General features: G+C 32.7%; 17 protein-coding genes. 4 read left to right on the forward strand and 13 right to left on the reverse strand.

What is annotated here, in order from left to right:
* Positions 1-642 carry a flavin reductase family protein gene (locus LNP27_RS01880; protein ID WP_229942830.1) on the forward strand — a complete coding sequence of 214 codons (642 nt, stop codon included), beginning with the start codon at positions 1-3 and terminating at the stop codon, positions 640-642.
* Positions 643-644: 2 nt separating this feature from the next.
* The gene (locus tag LNP27_RS01885; RefSeq protein WP_229942831.1) at positions 645-2177 is read left to right on the forward strand and encodes a cryptochrome/photolyase family protein; all 1533 of its coding nucleotides are present in this window, start codon (positions 645-647) and stop codon (positions 2175-2177) included.
* A 66-nt stretch (positions 2178-2243) separates the two neighbouring features.
* Here LNP27_RS01885 and LNP27_RS01890 read toward each other — a convergent pair whose 3' ends face one another.
* Positions 2244-2693 carry a YMGG-like glycine zipper-containing protein gene (locus LNP27_RS01890; protein ID WP_229942832.1) on the reverse strand — a complete coding sequence of 150 codons (450 nt, stop codon included), beginning with the start codon at positions 2691-2693 and terminating at the stop codon, positions 2244-2246.
* 190 nt (positions 2694-2883) lie between these two features.
* Here LNP27_RS01890 and LNP27_RS01895 point away from each other — a divergent pair, with 190 nt between their 5' ends.
* Positions 2884-4446, forward strand: a complete 1563-nt coding sequence (locus tag LNP27_RS01895) for a hypothetical protein (RefSeq protein WP_229942833.1) — start codon at positions 2884-2886, stop codon at positions 4444-4446.
* Positions 4447-4519: 73 nt separating this feature from the next.
* Here LNP27_RS01895 and kynU read toward each other — a convergent pair whose 3' ends face one another.
* The gene (kynU, locus tag LNP27_RS01900) at positions 4520-5800 is read right to left on the reverse strand and encodes a kynureninase (RefSeq protein ID WP_229942834.1); all 1281 of its coding nucleotides are present in this window, start codon (positions 5798-5800) and stop codon (positions 4520-4522) included.
* 149 nt (positions 5801-5949) lie between these two features.
* Between kynU and LNP27_RS01905 the strand changes: the two genes are divergently transcribed.
* Positions 5950-6684, forward strand: coding sequence for an SIMPL domain-containing protein (locus LNP27_RS01905; protein WP_229942835.1), 735 nt, complete (start codon positions 5950-5952; stop codon positions 6682-6684).
* A 194-nt stretch (positions 6685-6878) separates the two neighbouring features.
* On the opposite strand, the gene queA is transcribed toward LNP27_RS01905, so the two are convergent.
* The 11 genes from queA to LNP27_RS01960 all read right to left on the reverse strand — a co-directional run bounded on the left by queA (position 6879) and on the right by LNP27_RS01960 (position 17617).
* Positions 6879-7928, reverse strand: a complete 1050-nt coding sequence (queA, locus tag LNP27_RS01910; RefSeq protein ID WP_229942836.1) for a tRNA preQ1(34) S-adenosylmethionine ribosyltransferase-isomerase QueA — start codon at positions 7926-7928, stop codon at positions 6879-6881.
* Between the two features lie 180 nt (positions 7929-8108).
* Positions 8109-9338, reverse strand: coding sequence for a 3-phosphoshikimate 1-carboxyvinyltransferase (locus LNP27_RS01915; protein ID WP_229942837.1), 1230 nt, complete (start codon positions 9336-9338; stop codon positions 8109-8111).
* A gap of 99 nt (positions 9339-9437) precedes the next feature.
* Entirely contained in the window at positions 9438-9764 is a 327-nt protein-coding gene (locus LNP27_RS01920; RefSeq protein WP_229942838.1) for a nucleotide pyrophosphohydrolase, read from the reverse strand.
* Positions 9765-9962: 198 nt separating this feature from the next.
* Entirely contained in the window at positions 9963-11204 is a 1242-nt protein-coding gene (locus LNP27_RS01925; protein WP_229942839.1) for an ATP-binding protein, read from the reverse strand.
* A gap of 100 nt (positions 11205-11304) precedes the next feature.
* Entirely contained in the window at positions 11305-11451 is a 147-nt protein-coding gene (locus LNP27_RS01930) for a hypothetical protein (protein WP_229942840.1), read from the reverse strand.
* The gene (locus tag LNP27_RS01935) at positions 11439-11855 is read right to left on the reverse strand and encodes a DUF7793 family protein (RefSeq protein ID WP_229942841.1); all 417 of its coding nucleotides are present in this window, start codon (positions 11853-11855) and stop codon (positions 11439-11441) included. Before LNP27_RS01935 ends, LNP27_RS01930 begins: the two co-directional genes overlap by 13 nt.
* Positions 11852-12253 carry a DUF7793 family protein gene (locus tag LNP27_RS01940; RefSeq protein ID WP_229942842.1) on the reverse strand — a complete coding sequence of 134 codons (402 nt, stop codon included), beginning with the start codon at positions 12251-12253 and terminating at the stop codon, positions 11852-11854. Before LNP27_RS01940 ends, LNP27_RS01935 begins: the two co-directional genes overlap by 4 nt.
* A 39-nt stretch (positions 12254-12292) precedes the next feature.
* Complete coding sequence (locus LNP27_RS01945) at positions 12293-14575, reverse strand: aminotransferase class I/II-fold pyridoxal phosphate-dependent enzyme (protein ID WP_346432401.1); 2283 nt, start codon at positions 14573-14575, stop codon at positions 12293-12295.
* 271 nt (positions 14576-14846) lie between these two features.
* Positions 14847-15299 (reverse strand): D-aminoacyl-tRNA deacylase, encoded by a 453-nt coding sequence (gene dtd / locus LNP27_RS01950; RefSeq protein WP_229942843.1) that lies wholly within the window; start codon positions 15297-15299, stop codon positions 14847-14849.
* 37 nt (positions 15300-15336) lie between these two features.
* Complete coding sequence (rsgA, locus tag LNP27_RS01955; RefSeq protein ID WP_229942844.1) at positions 15337-16314, reverse strand: ribosome small subunit-dependent GTPase A; 978 nt, start codon at positions 16312-16314, stop codon at positions 15337-15339.
* 220 nt (positions 16315-16534) lie between these two features.
* Positions 16535-17617 (reverse strand): bifunctional 3-deoxy-7-phosphoheptulonate synthase/chorismate mutase type II, encoded by a 1083-nt coding sequence (locus LNP27_RS01960; protein ID WP_229942845.1) that lies wholly within the window; start codon positions 17615-17617, stop codon positions 16535-16537.
* Positions 17618-17673 lie beyond the last annotated feature (56 nt).

Here is a 17673-nt window from a genome sequence, read left to right on the forward strand (position 1 = left end):
ATGAAACACATTTCTAGAGATGGTATTTCTCAGATGGAGAAAATCGAAAGATTAAATTTAATCAATTCTTGCACAGGTTATAAATCTGCCAATCTACTTGCTACAAAATCTGTTGAGGGAAACTCAAATGTTGCTATTTTTAGCAGTGTAACACATTTAGGAAGCAATCCGGCGATGATAGGATTTATTATGCGTCCTACAACGGTACCAAGAGACACGTACAAGAATATAAAAGAGACTGGCTTTTTTACAGTAAATCACATTACGGCTGATATGATTGAGGATGCGCATCATACATCAGCAAATTATGAACTGGGGATTTCTGAATTTGATAAAACAAACTTACAAGAAGAATATAAAAACGGCATTAAAGTTCCATTTGTAAAAGGCAGTCCTGTGCAATTGTATTGCAAATATGTGAATGAATATTACATTAAAGAAAATGATACTATTCATGTCATTGCATCCATTGAAAATTTATTTTTCGAGGAAGAATTAGAGCATAAAGATGGTTGGCTACAAATTGACAAAGGAAATGTTGTGGCTCTAAATGGACTTGATGGGTATTGTTTACCCAAATTAATAGAGCGTTTTGAATATGCTCGTCAAGAAATCCCAACTACACCATTTCCTAAAAAGTAAAAATGAGAAAACTGCGATTAATTCTTGGTGATCAGTTGAATTTACAGCACTCTTGGTTTCAACATATCGACGAAAACACCATTTATGTTTTAGCCGAAATGCGTCAGGAAACGGATTATGCGAAACATAATATCCAGAAAGTTGTTGGTTTTTTTCTATCAATGAGGAATTTTTATACAACCATAAAAAAATTAGGACATCAAGTAACTTATTTTCATATTAACGATACTAACAATCCACAGGATTTAGAAAAAATTATTTTTTTGTGCATTGAAAAATATAAAATCGAGAAGTTCGAATATCAACTTCCAGACGAATATCGATTAGACGAACAATTAAAATCAATTTGTAGTCGTTTAAAAATTCATTGTGAAGTTTTTGATTCGGAGCACTTTTATACCACTCGAAACGAACTAACGGATTTTTTTAAAGGTAAGAAATTATTATTAATGGAAAATTTCTATCGAAACATGCGTAAAAAGCATTATGTGTTGATGGATGATTCAGCTCCATTGGGGAATCAATGGAATTTTGATGCTGATAATCGTAAAAAATATAAAGGAGAAGTTCCAGTTCCTTCCGAGAAAAATTTTCATACAGATGTTTCGGAAGTAGTTTCACAAATCAAAAAAGCTGGCATTCTCACTTTTGGCAATGTTGATTTACAAAATTTTAGCTGGCCCACATCTCGCGAACAATGTTTGGTTGTATTAGAGTATTTCTGCAAAAATTTACTAAAACATTTCGGCGACTACGAAGATGCCATGCATACTGACGAAAAATTTCTTTTTCATTCCCGTTTGTCATTTGCCATGAATACGAAAATGCTTTCGCCAAAGGAAGTTATTCAATGCATAATTTATCATTTTCATGAAAATGAAACAGAAATTTCTATTTCCCAAGTAGAAGGATTTGTTCGCCAAATTTTAGGTTGGCGAGAATACATTCGTGGAATTTATTGGAAAGAAATGCCGAATTATGCCAAAATTAATGTCCTGAATAACACCAATAAATTACCTCAATTTTTCTGGAATGGAAAAACAAAGATGAATTGTTTGAGCCATGCTATCAATCAAAGTTTAGATGACGCTTATGCGCACCACATTCAGCGTTTGATGATAATTGGGAATTTTACACTATTGACACAGATTCATCCTGATGAAGTGGACGCTTGGTATTTAGGAGTGTATATTGATGCTATAGAATGGGTTGAAATGCCTAATACGCGAGGCATGTCACAATATGCAGATGGTGGAATTATTGCAACTAAACCGTATGTTTCGTCAGGAAGTTATATTAATAAGATGAGTAATAATTGTAGTAAGTGCTACTATAATGTGAAAGAGAAATTTGGAGACAAAGCTTGTCCTTTTAATAGCTTATATTGGAATTTTCTAGATGATAAAAAAGAATACTTTAAAGGGAATCAAAGAATGGGAATGATGCTTAATTTATTACATAAAATGAGTCCTGAAGAATTATATAAAATCAAGGTAAAGGCAAATGAAATAATCAACAATATGGATTCCTATTGAGCAAAAAAAAAGAGTGTTTGAATTACTAAGTAATTCAAACACTCTTTATATCGTATTACTCTAAACTTAATTGTTTTTCTTTCCATCAATTATAGCTCCAGTTCCAGCACCTACTCCCGCTCCTGCAAGACCACCTATTATAGCTCCTTGTCCTTTTTTCTTACTAATAATTGCGCCCGTTGCAGCACCTACTCCAGCACCAATTACTGCGCCTTTCGCTGTGTTACTCCAACCCTTCTTTTTGGTAGTAGTAGAACTTGTAGTTGTTGTAGTCGAAGCTGGCGCTTGCTGATTAACAACAATAACTTCTCTTTTAGTTTCGATTTTTGCTTCTTCAACACGAGCTTCTTCAACTCTAGCCATTTCAACTTGCATAGAATCTATGACTCTTTGTTTTTCTAAAACAACTTTCATAGAATCTACTGTAGCCTCTTTAGCTGCTTGAACATCCATTTTCCCAGCATTTTGACAAGAAACAATAGCTAACGATAGTAAGGCAAAATATAATGCTTTCATAATTTAAATATTTGATAATAATTAGTAGAGCAAAGTAAAACAATTACTAGTCCACAAAAGTTATATAATTAAATCAAATGATTGTATAATTTGTGCTTGTTCCTAAATACATTAAAAAATAGTTGTTATTTTAAATTCAAAAATAAAAAGCTCATTTTTCTACCTTAATAAAAAGCTAAAAAATCATTTCATGGGTAAATTAAAAAAAATACTAATTATAATCGCTACTATACTATTGCTCATCCTTTCCATTAATTTTGGATTGAATTATTGGGTGAACAAAACGCTACCAAAGATTATTGCTGATAGTAACCCAACTGCATATTCCTTCACCTACAAAGATTTAGATATTGATCTGCTTTCAAAAAATATTAAAGCATCACAACTAACTGTAAGTCCTAAAAGCAAGTCAAAGGACAGTTTAAAAAAAATTGGAATATATGCTAAGATAGAATCTATCGAAATCATCGAATTTAAAATCTGGAATCTGGTTTTTAGTAATCGTATTGAAGCGAATCTAATTAAAATAAACAAACCGGAAGTGTATTTATATAAAAACACTCCAAACGCGATCAATAATTCTAAAAGTGTAGGGTCAGACGTTGTTAAACCGTTTCAAGAAATGATTTTAGTAGAAAACATTTCATTGAATGAAGGAACGCTCAAAATCATACATAACCAGAAAAATGAAGCAATTCTTGATCTCAATAATCTGAATTTACAAATCGACGGTATTGTTATAACAGATGATATTTTAAAACAAAAAATTCCCTTTAAGTACAAAACTTACAACTTAAGCGCTGATAGCATATATTATCGGGTAAGCAATGAATACCATCTTAGATCAACTAATATAAAAGCTACTACAAAAAATATAAGTTTAAAAAAATTTGAATTAATTCCAGAATATAGTCGAAGAGAATTTATTAAAAAACTAAACAAAGAAAAAGACCTGTTTACATTACATTCCGAAACTGTTAATATTAATAATATGGATTGGGGCTTTAACGAAGAAAAAATGTTTTTTAACGCCAACTCCATTAAAATTGACCAACTAGTAGCAAATATTTATAGAAACAAATTACCTGCTGATGACATCAGCAAAAAACCATTGTATAGTAAGCTTCTTCGGGATTTAAAATTCCCATTAAAGGTAGATACATTAGCGATACGTAACTCTGTTTTAGTTTATGAAGAAGAATTAAACTTTCAGAAAGGTCCTGGTATTCTTAAATTTAATGATTTTAATCTAACCGCTACTGCTATTCAAAGTGGTTACGAGCAAAAAAAACTTGCCAATATCAACATTGATATTAACTGTAAATTCATGAAAGACTCTCCTTTTAAACTTAATTGGAGCTTTAATGTTTTAGATAAAAAAGACAATTTTACGATGCGTGGCGTGATTGCAAATTTAAATACCAATGATTTATCTCCATTTACTAGACCTTATATCAACGCTACTACAAAAGGAATATTTGACGAATTAAAATTTACCATTCAAGGAAATGATTTTAACTCTACTGAAGATGCTTCTCTGAAATATCATGATTTAAAAGTGACGCTATATAAAAAAGGATCTCCTGAAAAGAAGAATAAAATAAAAAGTGCGCTGGCAAATTTAATTCTAAAAAACGACTCCAACGGAAAAAAGGTTTTTATTAAAGCGACTGTCGAGCGTGAACAAGATAAGTCATTTTTCAACTTTTTATGGCTCAATATGGCAGCCATTCTAAAGCAGGTTTTAATATAAAAACTGATTTAGTAATAAATCATTATTCCTAAATCAGTTTCAACTTTATTTTACCTTTAAAAAGTATATAGAATTATTTTACTTGTTGAATCCCTCTTTTCAAAATTTGTCCAAACTCATACATATCAGCGAAAGAGCTATATAATGGCACAGGCGCTAAACGAATAACGTTAGGTTCACGCCAATCTGTAATGACTCCATTTTTCATAAGATATTCAAACAAACTACGTCCTTCACCATGAAGCAAGACCGATAATTGCGATGCTCTTTCTGCTGGATTTGAAGGTGTAATTATTTCAAAAGTACTATCCACCTCTTTATCAATTTCCTTCAGAATAAATTCTAAATACGAAGTGATTAGATCTCTTTTTTGAATTAAAACATCCATTCCAATTTCATCAAACATTTCTACAGATGCTAAATAAGGAGCTAATGAAAGAACCGGAAGATTGCTAATTTGCCAACCATCGGCACCATGAACAGGATCAAATGTAGGTTCCATTTTAAAACGACGTTCTTTATTATGTCCCCACCAACCTGCAAATCGTGGTAAGTCAGCGTCTTTATGGTGTTTTTCGTGAACAAAGCACCCAGAAGCATTTCCAGGTCCTGAATTCATATATTTATAACTGCACCATGCAGCGAAATCTACATTCCAATCATGTAGTTCTAATTTAACATTTCCTGCCGCGTGAGCTAAATCCCAACCTACATAAGCCCCTACTTTGTGACCGGCAGCAGTTATTGTTTTCATGTCAAAAACTTGACCGGTATAGTAATTCACTCCACCAATTAAAACCAGAGCCAACTCTTCACCTACTTCTTCAATTTTGGCCAACACATCTTCTAAACGAATATTATGTTCGCCTTCCCGGCGCTTAATTTCAACAATTACATCTTCAGGATTATATCCGTGAAAATGAACTTGACTTTGAAACATATATTGATCCGAAGGAAAAGCCTTCTCCTCACAAATGATTTTACACCTCGTTTTTGTAGGTCTGTAAAAAGAAACCATCAGTAAATGAAGATTTACTGTGAGTGTGTTCATCACCGTAACTTCAGATGGCAAAGCACCAACTATTTTACTTAAAGGATTTGCGAAACGTTCGTGGTAATCCCACCATGGTTTTTCAGCGTAAAAATGTCCTTCCACAGCGAGATTCCCCCAATCATTCATTACTTCATCAACATAAGCTTTGGTTCGCTTAGGTTGTAAACCCAATGAGTTTCCTGTAAAATAAATTACTTTCTTATCGTTTACTTTAGGAAAAATAAACTCCTGCTGGTACTTATTTAATTTATCTTGTGAATCTAATTGTTGTGCAAATTCAAGCGTATTTTCGAAAGTCATCTTTTAAATTTTGATTTGTAAAAATAAGAAAAAAGAAAATAGAGAAAAGAACATTCCGAAGTGAATAAAAAAAATATCCAATAGTCAATCTGCACAACAATTCTTGGCCTAATAATTGACTATATTTGATAGAATAAAAACTTTCAATTATGCTTAAAAATAGCTTAAACGTAATTATTATTGCAATCGCCGTGGTAATTTCCTCTTATTTATTTTCCAATGCCTTTCAAAATCGAAACAAAAGTAGTGATACCATTAGCGTGACCGGTTCTGGTAAAAAGGATTTTGTCTCCGATTTAATCGTTTGGAGTGGTTCTTTTTCTAAAAAAAGCATGACTTTGAAGGAAGCTTATGCTGAATTAGATTCGGATCGTGAGAAAATAAAAGGTTATTTGTCGAGCAAAGGAATTGCAGCTAATGAAATGGTGTTTTCAGCGGTAAGTTTCAACAAAGACATTGAAACTACATACAATGAAAACGGAACTACTAGACAACAAATCTTTACGGGATTTACTTTAACGCAAAGTGTCAGCATCCAATCTAAAGAAGTAAATAAAATTGAAAACCTATCACGACAATCCAGTGAGTTAATTAATTCAGGTGTCGAATTTTACTCTAATGCTCCTGAGTATTATTACACCAAATTAGCGGAGTTAAAAATTAAGATGATTGCCGAAGCCACTAAAGATGCCAGTGTAAGAGCTAAAAGCATTGCTGAAAATGCAGATGCTAGTTTAGGAAATCTAAAGAAATCAGACATGGGTGTTTTTCAGATTACGGGACAAAACTCATCTGAGGATTTCTCATATGGAGGCTCATTTAACACGCAGTCTAAAAACAAAACAGCAAATATCACCGTGCGCTTAGTCTATCAAGTGAACTAAATAATTTACAATTCTGTGAATTACTAAATGTGTTTTGCAACGTACGTTGTGTGAGTGATGGAAGCGGCATCCTTTATTTTCTTGAGAAAGAAAATAAAGATATAGCGGACAGCACGACCCTTGGGGCACACCCAAAAAAAAACTCGCCATTGCTGACGAGTTTTTTTATGCATTAAATTTGAACTGCTTTCAAATTATATAATTAACATCGCATCACCGTAAGAATAGAATTTATATTTCTCTTCAATAGCTTCTGCGTACGCTTTTTTCATTAAATCGTGTCCACAAAAAGCAGAAACCATCATCAACAACGTTGATTTTGGCGTGTGGAAATTGGTGATCATACAGGTTGGGATTGCAAAATCATGTGGAGGGAAAACAAATTTGTTAGTCCATCCATCAAAAGGATTTAGCGTGTCATGTGAAGAAACTGAGCTTTCAACAGCACGCATAGAAGTAGTTCCTACGGTACAAATACGTTTCTTTTTAGACTTAGCCTCATTTACAATATCACAAGCTTCTTGAGTAATTTTCAATTCCTCAGAATCCATTTTGTGTTTTGATAAATCTTCAACCTCAACCGGATTAAAAGTTCCTAAACCTACGTGAAGAGTAACTTCAGCAAATTTAATTCCTTTAATTTCTAGTTTTTTCAATAAATGTTTAGAGAAGTGCAAACCTGCAGTAGGTGCCGCAACAGCTCCTTCTTCTTTAGCATAAATCGTTTGGTAACGCTCTGCATCTTCTGGAGTCACGTCTCTTGAAATGTATTTTGGTATTGGAGTTTCTCCAAGTTCTGTCAATTTATTTCTGAATTCTTCATACGAACCGTCGTAAAGAAAACGCAATGTTCTTCCACGAGAAGTGGTATTGTCGATAACCTCAGCTACTAGTGAATCGTCATCTCCAAAATATAATTTGTTACCAATTCTTATTTTACGTGCTGGATCAACTAAAACATCCCAAAGTCTTTGCTCAGAATTTAATTCTCTAAGTAAAAAAACTTCGATTCTTGCTCCTGTTTTTTCCTTGTTTCCGTATAAACGAGCTGGAAAAACCTTAGTATTATTTAAGATTAAAACATCGCCTTCATCGAAATAATCGATAACATCTTTGAACATTTTGTGTTCAATGGTTTGCTTTTTACGATCAATAACCATTAGACGTGCTTCGTCTCTGTTTTCAGCAGGATATTCTGCAAGCAATTCTTTTGGCAAATCGAATTGAAAATGTGATAATTTCATTTTTGTTTTTTGTTTAAAAGATTAAATCCCTCGGCAAAAAATGCCCCAAATTATAAACTTATTTAAGACTGCAAATATACGACTGTGAGATAGGCGTTGTCAAGTGTTTTGATGTTTAATTTAGAAACTAAGTCACAAAGTCACAAAACGCCAGACAATTAACCCCGCAAACATTGAGAATTATGCATTAATTTGTGAAATAATAAATCCTAAACTTTTCATATCTTCCCAGAAATCAGGGTATGATTTTGAAACTACATCAGCATTTTCAATTATAATTGGCACTTTTAAAGCTAAAGGAGCAAATGCCATCGCCATTCTGTGGTCATTATATGTAGCAATTTTCACATTTTGATTGATATTGGTTGATGCTACCAGTGTTAGACTATCATTAGTTACAGTAATATTTGCACCTAATTTAGTCAACTCGATTCTTAGCGCTTCCAATCGATCTGTCTCTTTGATTTTTAAAGTATGTAAACCCGTCAAATGACAACCAATTCCTAAACCAAGACATGTTACCACAATGGTTTGAGCAATATCTGGAGTATTATTCAATTCGAAATTTACATCTTCTAATTGAAAATTTGATTGTTTTGTAAGCGTGATTTTATTATTTTCAAACTTAGTTTCAACGCCCAGTTTTTTATAAATGGAAACTAATTCTGAATCACCCTGCAGACTATTTTCTTTGTAGCTGGTCAGTGAAATAGCAGCTTCATTTGCTAAAGCAACCAAGCTGAAAAAGTAAGAAGCAGAACTCCAATCTGATTCTACCACCATTTCTTTAGTTGTCACTTCGTGCTTTGGAAACACTTTAATTATATTCCCTTCAAAACTTGTTTGAATATCTAAATCATTCAGCAGAGCTAATGTCATTTTGATATACGGAATAGAAGTGATTTCGCCTTCCAATACTAATTCTAAACCGTTTTCTAATTTTGGAGCAATTAATAACAATGCTGATATGTATTGGCTACTTACATTTGCAGCCATTGTCACTTTAGAAGCCGTAACTTTCTGTCCTTTAATTCGTATTGGCGGATAACCTACTTCTTTTTCATAAGTGATTTTTACTCCCAACTGCGCTATGGCTTCCACCAAAACTTTTATCGGGCGTTCTTGCATTCTGCTGGAACCAGTTAAAACTACTTCGCGTCCTTCTTGAGTAGCTAAATAAGCAGTTAAAAAACGCATTGCAGTTCCTGCATGATGAATATCTACTATTTCGTCATTTCCTTTCAATGCTTTTTGCATCACTTCGCTATCATCAGAATTTGAAGTATTTGCTAAAGTTATATTTGGAAACAAAGCTTGTAATAGTAATAATCGGTTGGTTTCACTTTTTGAGCCAGTGACCGCAATTTGAGCTTTTAAATTAGAATGGGTGGTTTGTAACAGTAAATTCATGTTGTAAATATCAATTGTGAAGTAGTATATATGTTCAGTATAATTCAAGCTTGCAATTTACCACTCCTACATTATAATTCATAATTTATAAACTACAAATTATTTCAATTTATCATTGTTTTTGTGACGATCTTTATCTCTAATTGACTTTAAATTCATCTTTTTATCAAAAGCAGCTTGTAAATCAATTCCAGTTTGATTTGCTAAACACAAAACCACAAACACCACATCGGCTAATTCCTCACCCAGGTCTTTATTTTTATCGCTTTCTTTCTCGGATTGTTCCCCGTAACGTCGCGCGATGATACGGGCTACTTCACCTACTTCCTCAGTCAGTTGCGCCATATTGGTCAATTCGTTGAAATAACGAACACCGTGTTCTTTAATCCAGTTATCTACTTCTAGTTGGGAATTTTTCAGATTCATATTTGGTTTTAATTATTTTATGAAGAATTGCAAAGGTAGCAGAAAGATTCCTTTTAAATCTTTTCAAAAATTCAACTTGTACATTTAGACAACTATTCTAGCTGTAAATGGTGATTATAAAGTCTTTGAAATAAAACGAAAATTTATCTTAACACATTGAAAATAAAACGCTCAAAATTTCTTTCCTTTATGAACCAATTAAATTATGACATTATACAATTCTTCTGATTCGAAAGGTTTGGATAGATACTTATTTAATCCTGTAGAAGAACAAGCTTCTACAACTGAGCCAGTCACTACTGCACTTAATGCAATAATTGGGATGTTTCTTTTAGTCTGATCTTCCAAATTACGAATGATGGAAGTAGCCTCATAGCCATTCATTATCGGCATCATTATATCCATCAAAATAACATCAAAATCTCCATTAATAACTGCCTCAACTGCTAAGCTCCCATTGCCTACAGTGACACATTCAAAATTAAATTTTGAAAGCACTTTTTCTACTAAAATTTGATTAATACGATTATCTTCGGCTAAAAGAACTTTTATTCTTTGGCCAGTATCAGTAGGGAGAACTGACTTACAGTTATTTTCAATTGCTTTTACATTAACTCCATTGGGAGTTCCTTTAACAAAGGGTAAGTTTACTGTAAATTTAGTACCCACATTTAGCTTACTTTTGACCTGAATATCACCATTCATGATACTGATAATTTTCTTAATGATAGTGAGTCCTAATCCCGTTCCATCATATTTCCTAGTCGTATCATTGCTGACTTGAATAAATGGCTCAAAAATAGCTTTGATCTTATCCGGAGGAATTCCAATTCCGGAATCTTTTACTGATACTGCAATATAATAAATCCCTTCCTTTTCTTTCTTAACCTTAATTTTTAATCGGATTTTTCCTTTTTCAGGAGTGAATTTTATGGAATTACTTATTAGATTAAACAATATTTGGGAGACTCGAATGGAATCACCATTAAGTATTGCCGGGACTTTTTTATCGATTGAAATTTTAAAATCAATTTCTTTTCCTTGTATCTTGCTCGAAAAAGTGTCGTAAATAAGCTGGGTGACTTTTGATAAATCGAAGGGTTTTTCATAGAGAGTAATTTGTCCCGACTCAATTTTTGCCAAATCCAAAATATCGTTGATAATCACCAGTAAAATATCTCCAGATATCTTTATATAATCCAATTGTTTTTTACTCTCTGCATCTAAAGAAGAATTCCCTAGCAACAAATCCGTAAATCCCAAAATGCCGTTAAGTGGCGTGCGAATTTCATGGCTCATGCTAGACAAGAATTGGTCTCTTGCCATGGCTAATTGTTCTGAACGTTCCTTTTCTTCAACTAATTTTTTATTAATCGTTTCCAATGATTTTTTAGAAACCATCACTGCTTTTAATTCTTCTATATAGGTATTAAATCCCATACAGAAAACATCTAATTCATCCTGCGAATCTGAAATGGGTAAATAATTAAAAAAATCTCCGGAATAACAATCGGAAATATGCTCAATAATACCATTGGTCCTAATTCTTTTTGGATTCTATTTTTTCTGCCAAAAAAAGCAATTCTTTATGCACATCATCTAAACTGTTTCCATAGGTCAATTGTTCCTGAAACTCATCTTCATTAATGGAACGAACTAAAGTTAATATTTCTTCTAATTTAGACATCCTATACTCGTTTTATAATCTTTGTCTTTCTGCTCTTTCATCTCATTGAGCCATTTTACAGCAGCGGTTTCTGAGGAAAATATTTTAACAGGAATTTTTCGTTTTTTCATTCGATTAAAAACGTTAACCAAAAACTTCATTAAATGGGAATTTACAATCATAGCGCAAGCATACAAGAATTCCTCTCCATATTCATCGATATACTTCTTAGCTTCATCAGATGTATCTTTTAGATTTCTGAGATCCATGCACCAATATTGATGTTGATTATTTGAGATACTGTGCCTTAATTCTATTGCACCTTTCGCAATCTCTAAGGTCATATCAATAGGTTTTTTAAAAACACTAAATAGTAGTCCACTATCAACCCAAAGTTTATAATCCTCATTTTCAATCATTGTCATTCTTCAATACTATTAATTTCATTCTTCGCTTTTATCTCCATGAGCCATTCCGTTGCTTTTTCTTTGTCTGTAAAAAACAAAACAGGAAAATCCGGTTTATTTAATTTTAAATAGGAATTAAATATGAATTTGGTAGTATGGGAATTTACCAATGCAGCTATACAATACAAGTAGTCTTGACCATGTCTTTCAGCATAATCCCTAACCTCTTTTGGTACAGTTTTTATGTTTGTAATGTCATAAAGCCAATATTGCTTTTGTTTGCCTGAGATTTTTTCTCTCATTTCTATTGCTTGCTTTATACGGTCAAGATTCAAAACTGTATCTTTCTGAAATTTTGAAAATAGAATGCCATTTTCAAACCAGAATTTTACAAAATTATTTTCTAATTCTTTCATATTCAACATTTATTTTTTTGGCATCTTACTATTATTCAACTATATATTTGAATATGCATCTATTAATTCTAAATTATATGTTTCATCTACTTTCATATATGCCCATATAGGAACAGTCAAAGCTAAATATTTTTGTTTTTCAAAATCAGCAGTCAACCCTAAATAAGTATTTTTTTTATTCAGATCGTTTCCTCTTTTCACCATTTGAAACATGGCTTGCTTATATATGTGATGAGTATCAATATAGTCATAATCTAATCCAACGATCAAAGGAGAATAGTGATCATCCCCAATATAACCAAAAACAACGGCAACTACCTGATCATTTTCTTTTAGACTAATTTCAATAAATTCCCATTCATCATATTGAGAAAGAATTTTAGCCATTTTTTTGGGATAACTAAAAAAGTTGAATGAGTAATTTGCTTTTTTGACATTTGTAAATAAATCAAAATATTGAATTGCCTCCTCATCTGTTATTTGATTTTTGATTTTAATATCAAACTTATCAAGATGTCTGATAGCATATTGTTTAATGTTATCTCGTTTTTTACGAGATTTTATTAATTCCATTAAATCATTGGTGGTTTCCCACTTTGGATTCTTAATGATATTGGTGTTTGGCATACTCACTTTTACGAAGCCTTCATTCTCAAAACATTCATTGAATTGAAAATGGGATTGAAAATCCCTCAGAATAACAACCGTTGAGTCGGTGGCTTTTTTTAATTTTTCTATCTCAATAAAAAACTGATTAAAGGTTTCATTTATTAAAGAATGCTCGCCCTTAACATACAAATGCTCGCCTTCGGTAAACAAGGAACCCATTGTCAAAGTTTTTGAACATAAATAATATGGTTCTTCTTCTCTTTGCTTTTCTATTTTTCGTGAAATATTTTCTAAGGCAAACATATCATCTTTACAAAGCGCGCTAGTAAAAAATGTGGCCAATAGTATTTCATTATTTTCATCCTTAATGATTAAATAATGAAATCCCCAATTTTCTTCTACTTTTTCATTATTCGAAAATATTTCTTCTATGCAACGTAAACCGTTATGCGAATAGTTCCCATTATCCTTAAAAAGACTATCCCATAATTGGGAATCTACTTCATTGATACTATTATAGTTTTCGACAAAAATATTTTCTGACTCAGCTGGTTTTAAGGTCTTTTTACCTTTAAAAGGAAGATTAAACGTCTTATAAATTTTCTCTAAATCTTCATTTTCTTCATCAACTGCAATGTGGAAATTTCTGCCTATAGAATCAACTAATTGATCAATATGTTCTTTTGTATTGTGTCTTGTGAGCGTAAATCGTAATCCTGTTTTATCGTTTGGCACAACTGGGAACGTCGCCGTATTGACATACAATCCATCAGCCAAAACACGCTGAACCAGATTTTGAGCCACCTTCACAGAACCAGTGCCTATGAAATAAATTGGCGTTTCGCTCGAAGAGGTGTTGGTCAAATTAAGCTCTTCTAATTTCACATTCAAATACTCCATCGAATCCTTTAACTCTTTTTGAAAAGTATGAATTTTATCTGAGAGTAAAAGTTCTGCCGATCCAATGGCGGCGCCAACATTAGATGGAGACAAAGGGTGTGTATAGGCCAGAATTCCTCCATAAATATTAACTTTTCTATGCATTTCAGCATCATTAAAAACGGCAATTCCTCCGATACATCCAAAACCTTTGGCCAAAGTACTCATTAAAATCACCCTTTCACTATGCTTGAAGTGCTCAAACACACTTCCACATCCATTTACGCCAGTCCATCCCACACCATGGGCATCATCAAAATACAAATGAAGTTTTGGGTATTTTTCTAGCAAATATAGAAGCTCCGTTTTATGGGGCAAATCCCCATACATAGAATACACTCCGTCGGCCATATACCAAATCTTATCGTATTGGTTATAGCCTCTTTTGATAAACTCTTCCAGCATTTCCATGTTATTATGACGAATCATTTTTACCATGGTGCCCTGTAATTTTGCAAATTGACAAGGATATTGAACGCTATAATGTACTTGTTGATCTAGAATAATTAAATCACTAGGTTGTATAATAGTTCCTATTACCGATTGATGGGCAACCGATGTGGAAGTAAATGTTATAACAGGATGATTGTCAAAAATTTTACTAATTAAATTTTCTAATTCATCTTGATATGATGCCTTAACATAGGTTCTTGAAATGGAGAAATGAGAGCCATATCGATCTAACAAATTACGACTCTTCTCTAAAATATGCGGATGCTTTTCTAATCCTAAATAACCACAAGTACCAAAATTGATTAACTCTTCATTATTTATTTTTTAAAATTCTCCATTAAATTCTTCTTCCTGAGAAGAAAGGTGCATTACATTCTTTTTTTTTGCTGTTGTAGCTACATGATCGATTACATCATAAGCACTAGTGTGTTTGATTTTTGCCAAAATTCGAGGTTATTAAGTTAATAGATTTGGGAATCTGACCTCAAAAGTAAACAATAAAATAAAATTCAAGAAGTTCATTAAAAGCTAAATCTAGTTTTTTGTTAAAATAAAAAAAAACGTTAAGAATAGTCGTATTAAACTAAAATTATCACTCCCTGTTTTTACTATCAATTCCAATGGTTACTGGACCGTCATTCAATAAAAGCACTTTCATATCGGCACCAAAAACTCCTGTTTGCACTTTCTTACCCAGGTCTTTTTCTAATTGTTGCACAAAGTTTTCATATAATGGAATAGCAACATCTGGTTTTGAAGCTTTTATGTACGATGGACGATTTCCTTTTTTGGTATTGGCCTGAAGCGTAAATTGACTCACTACAATCACATCACCATCTACATCTTTTACAGAGAGATTCATTACTTCATTTTCATCTCCAAAAATGCGAATATTGGCGATTTTAGCAGTTAACCAATTGATATCTTCTTGATTATCTGCATCTTCAATACCAACCAAAACCAATAATCCTGTTTGAATATCGGCTACTACTTTTGAATCAATCGTTACTGAGGCGCAGGAAACTCTTTGAATTACTACTTTCAATTTTTGAAATTTAAAATTTGGAACCTTCGATAGGATTCTACTCCCTACTTTTATCGCTAATTATTCGATCTTCATTATGAATATCGGTACGATAATGCTCATCGTCACCTTCTAGTATTTTAAGATAACTATTGTATCGAGACCATGCAATTTCGTCTCTTTCCAAAGCTGCTTTTATAGCACAATGCGGTTCTTCTTTATGCAAGCAATTATTGAATTTACATTGGTCTTTCAATTTGAAAAACTCAGGGAAATAGCCACTAATTTCTTCTTTTTCCATATCAACAATCCCGAAACCTTTGATTCCAGGAGTATCAATAATTTTAGCATCAAAAGACAAATCATACATTTCGGCAAAAGTCGTGGTATGTTGTCCTTGTTTACTGGCTTCAGAAATCGTTTTTGTTTTTAGATGTAAAGAAGGTTCCATTGCATTAACCAATGTCGATTTTCCAACACCAGAATGCCCTGAGAACATACTTACTTTGCCAATCATCATTTCTTTTAACGCATCGATTCCCTTCATTTCAGTTGAAGAAACACGCAAGCATTTATATCCTATTTCTTGGTAAACGTGTTGCATGTACAATTGTTCATCAAGTGTAGCATCGTCAAAAGTGTCTATTTTATTAAAAACTAAAACCGTTTCGATTCCATACGCTTCGGCAGTCACCAGAAAACGGTCGATAAAATTGAAAGTAGTTGGTGGATTATTGATGGTTATCAATAAAAATACACGGTCAATATTAGACGCAATAATATGCATTTGATGCGATAAATTCACCGATTTTCGAACGATATAATTCTTTCTCTCGTGAATGTTATGAATCGTTCCCGTAACAGTATCTGATGATTCTTCTAGTTCATAATCCACAATATCACCCACTGCAATAGGATTAGTACTTTTTATTCCCTTGATTCTGAATTTCCCTTTCATACGGCATTCTATAAAATCTCCTTGTTCTGATTTTACGGTGTACCAACTTCCTGTAGATTTATATACGAGTCCTGTCATGTAGGGTTTTTGATTGAAGATTAACTATTATAGATTTCAAAATTAAAATCTATTATTTTGCAAAGATAAATGATTTATGATTGAGGACTAACAATTTTAGAATTATGATTTTATAAGTGCTCCTAAATAAAAAAATCCCAAAACTTATGATTTTGGGATTTTTAAAGATTCAAAAAAAAGTTAGCGAGATCTAAAATCTGAAATCGCTACTCTTTACTATTTAACCATTTACAATTTTTTCTTGGTGACCAATACTTTCTTGGTGGATAGCTTTGAACATTCTAAGCACAAACTCTTCTGTCAAACCTTTCTTTTCACCTTCTAGGATCATTTTTCCAAGGATTTCATTCCAACGTGTATTTTGTAATACTGCAACGTTAGCATCTTTCTTTACTTGACCTATTTGGTCAGCAACTTTCATACGTTTTCCAAGTAATTCTAATAAATTACCATCTAAAACATCAATGTTCGCCCTTAACTTGGTCATTTTTTGAGTGTACTCATCTGATACATCATCATGCTTTCTTACTCTTAAATCTTTGAAAATTTGTTTCAAAGCATCAGGAGTTACTTGCTGTGCAGCATCACTCCACGCATTATCAGGATCAGTATGTGTTTCTATAATCATACCATCATAGTTTAAGTTCAAAGCTTCCTGAGTTACTTCAAGAATCATATCTCTGTTTCCAGTAATATGCGATGGGTCAATGATTAAAGGCAAATCAGGAAATTTATTTTGCAAGTCAATTGCAATTTGCCATTCTGGAATATTTCTGTATTTCGTTTTTTCGTAAGTAGAAAAACCTCTGTGAATTACTCCTAATTTTTTGATTCCAGCAGCATATAAACGCTCTACACCACCTAACCATAAAGCCATATCAGGATTTACTGGGTTTTTTATCAAAACAATTTTATCAGTTCCTGCTAAGGTGTCAGCGATTTCCTGAACAGCAAATGGATTTGCAGTCGTACGAGCACCAACCCATAAAACATCGATATCATATTCCAAAGCTAATTTACAGTGAGCAGCAGTTGCAACTTCAGTTCCCATTAATAAACCAGTCTCTTCTTTTGCTTTTTTCAACCATTTTAATCCAATTTCTCCAACACCTTCAAATCCTCCTGGACGCGTTCTTGGTTTCCAAATTCCAGCTCTAAAAATACTTACATCAGAATCTTTCAATTCATGAGCAATTTTCAATACTTGCTCTTCTGTTTCTGCACTACAAGGACCAGCTATTACTAACGGATGAGTTAAATTAAAATCTTCTAACCACGCTCTCATTTCTTTCTTATTTTCCATCTTTTCTAATTTTATTTTTTGTGTTGTGTTATTGTTATTACAATTGATTTTTTCAA

The organism is Flavobacterium galactosidilyticum, from assembly GCF_020911945.1.
Classification (GTDB): Bacteria; Bacteroidota; Bacteroidia; order Flavobacteriales; family Flavobacteriaceae; genus Flavobacterium; species Flavobacterium galactosidilyticum.

Excerpts from the sequence above, each read along its gene's own strand:
- LNP27_RS01880 (WP_229942830.1), top strand. The coding sequence starts at position 1 with ATGAAACACATTTCTAGAGATGGTATTTCTCAGATGGAGAAAATCGAA.
- LNP27_RS01885 (WP_229942831.1), top strand. The coding sequence starts at position 645 with ATGAGAAAACTGCGATTAATTCTTGGTGATCAGTTGAATTTACAGCAC.
- LNP27_RS01890 (WP_229942832.1), bottom strand. The coding sequence starts at position 2,693 with ATGAAAGCATTATATTTTGCCTTACTATCGTTAGCTATTGTTTCTTGT.
- LNP27_RS01895 (WP_229942833.1), top strand. The coding sequence starts at position 2,884 with ATGGGTAAATTAAAAAAAATACTAATTATAATCGCTACTATACTATTG.
- kynU (WP_229942834.1), bottom strand. The coding sequence starts at position 5,800 with ATGACTTTCGAAAATACGCTTGAATTTGCACAACAATTAGATTCACAA.
- LNP27_RS01905 (WP_229942835.1), top strand. The coding sequence starts at position 5,950 with ATGCTTAAAAATAGCTTAAACGTAATTATTATTGCAATCGCCGTGGTA.
- queA (WP_229942836.1), bottom strand. The coding sequence starts at position 7,928 with ATGAAATTATCACATTTTCAATTCGATTTGCCAAAAGAATTGCTTGCA.
- LNP27_RS01915 (WP_229942837.1), bottom strand. The coding sequence starts at position 9,338 with ATGAATTTACTGTTACAAACCACCCATTCTAATTTAAAAGCTCAAATT.
- LNP27_RS01920 (WP_229942838.1), bottom strand. The coding sequence starts at position 9,764 with ATGAATCTGAAAAATTCCCAACTAGAAGTAGATAACTGGATTAAAGAA.
- LNP27_RS01925 (WP_229942839.1), bottom strand. The coding sequence starts at position 11,204 with ATGGGATTTAATACCTATATAGAAGAATTAAAAGCAGTGATGGTTTCT.
- LNP27_RS01930 (WP_229942840.1), bottom strand. The coding sequence starts at position 11,451 with ATGTCTAAATTAGAAGAAATATTAACTTTAGTTCGTTCCATTAATGAA.
- LNP27_RS01935 (WP_229942841.1), bottom strand. The coding sequence starts at position 11,855 with ATGACAATGATTGAAAATGAGGATTATAAACTTTGGGTTGATAGTGGA.
- LNP27_RS01940 (WP_229942842.1), bottom strand. The coding sequence starts at position 12,253 with ATGAAAGAATTAGAAAATAATTTTGTAAAATTCTGGTTTGAAAATGGC.
- rsgA (WP_229942844.1), bottom strand. The coding sequence starts at position 16,314 with ATGACAGGACTCGTATATAAATCTACAGGAAGTTGGTACACCGTAAAA.
- LNP27_RS01960 (WP_229942845.1), bottom strand. The coding sequence starts at position 17,617 with ATGGAAAATAAGAAAGAAATGAGAGCGTGGTTAGAAGATTTTAATTTA.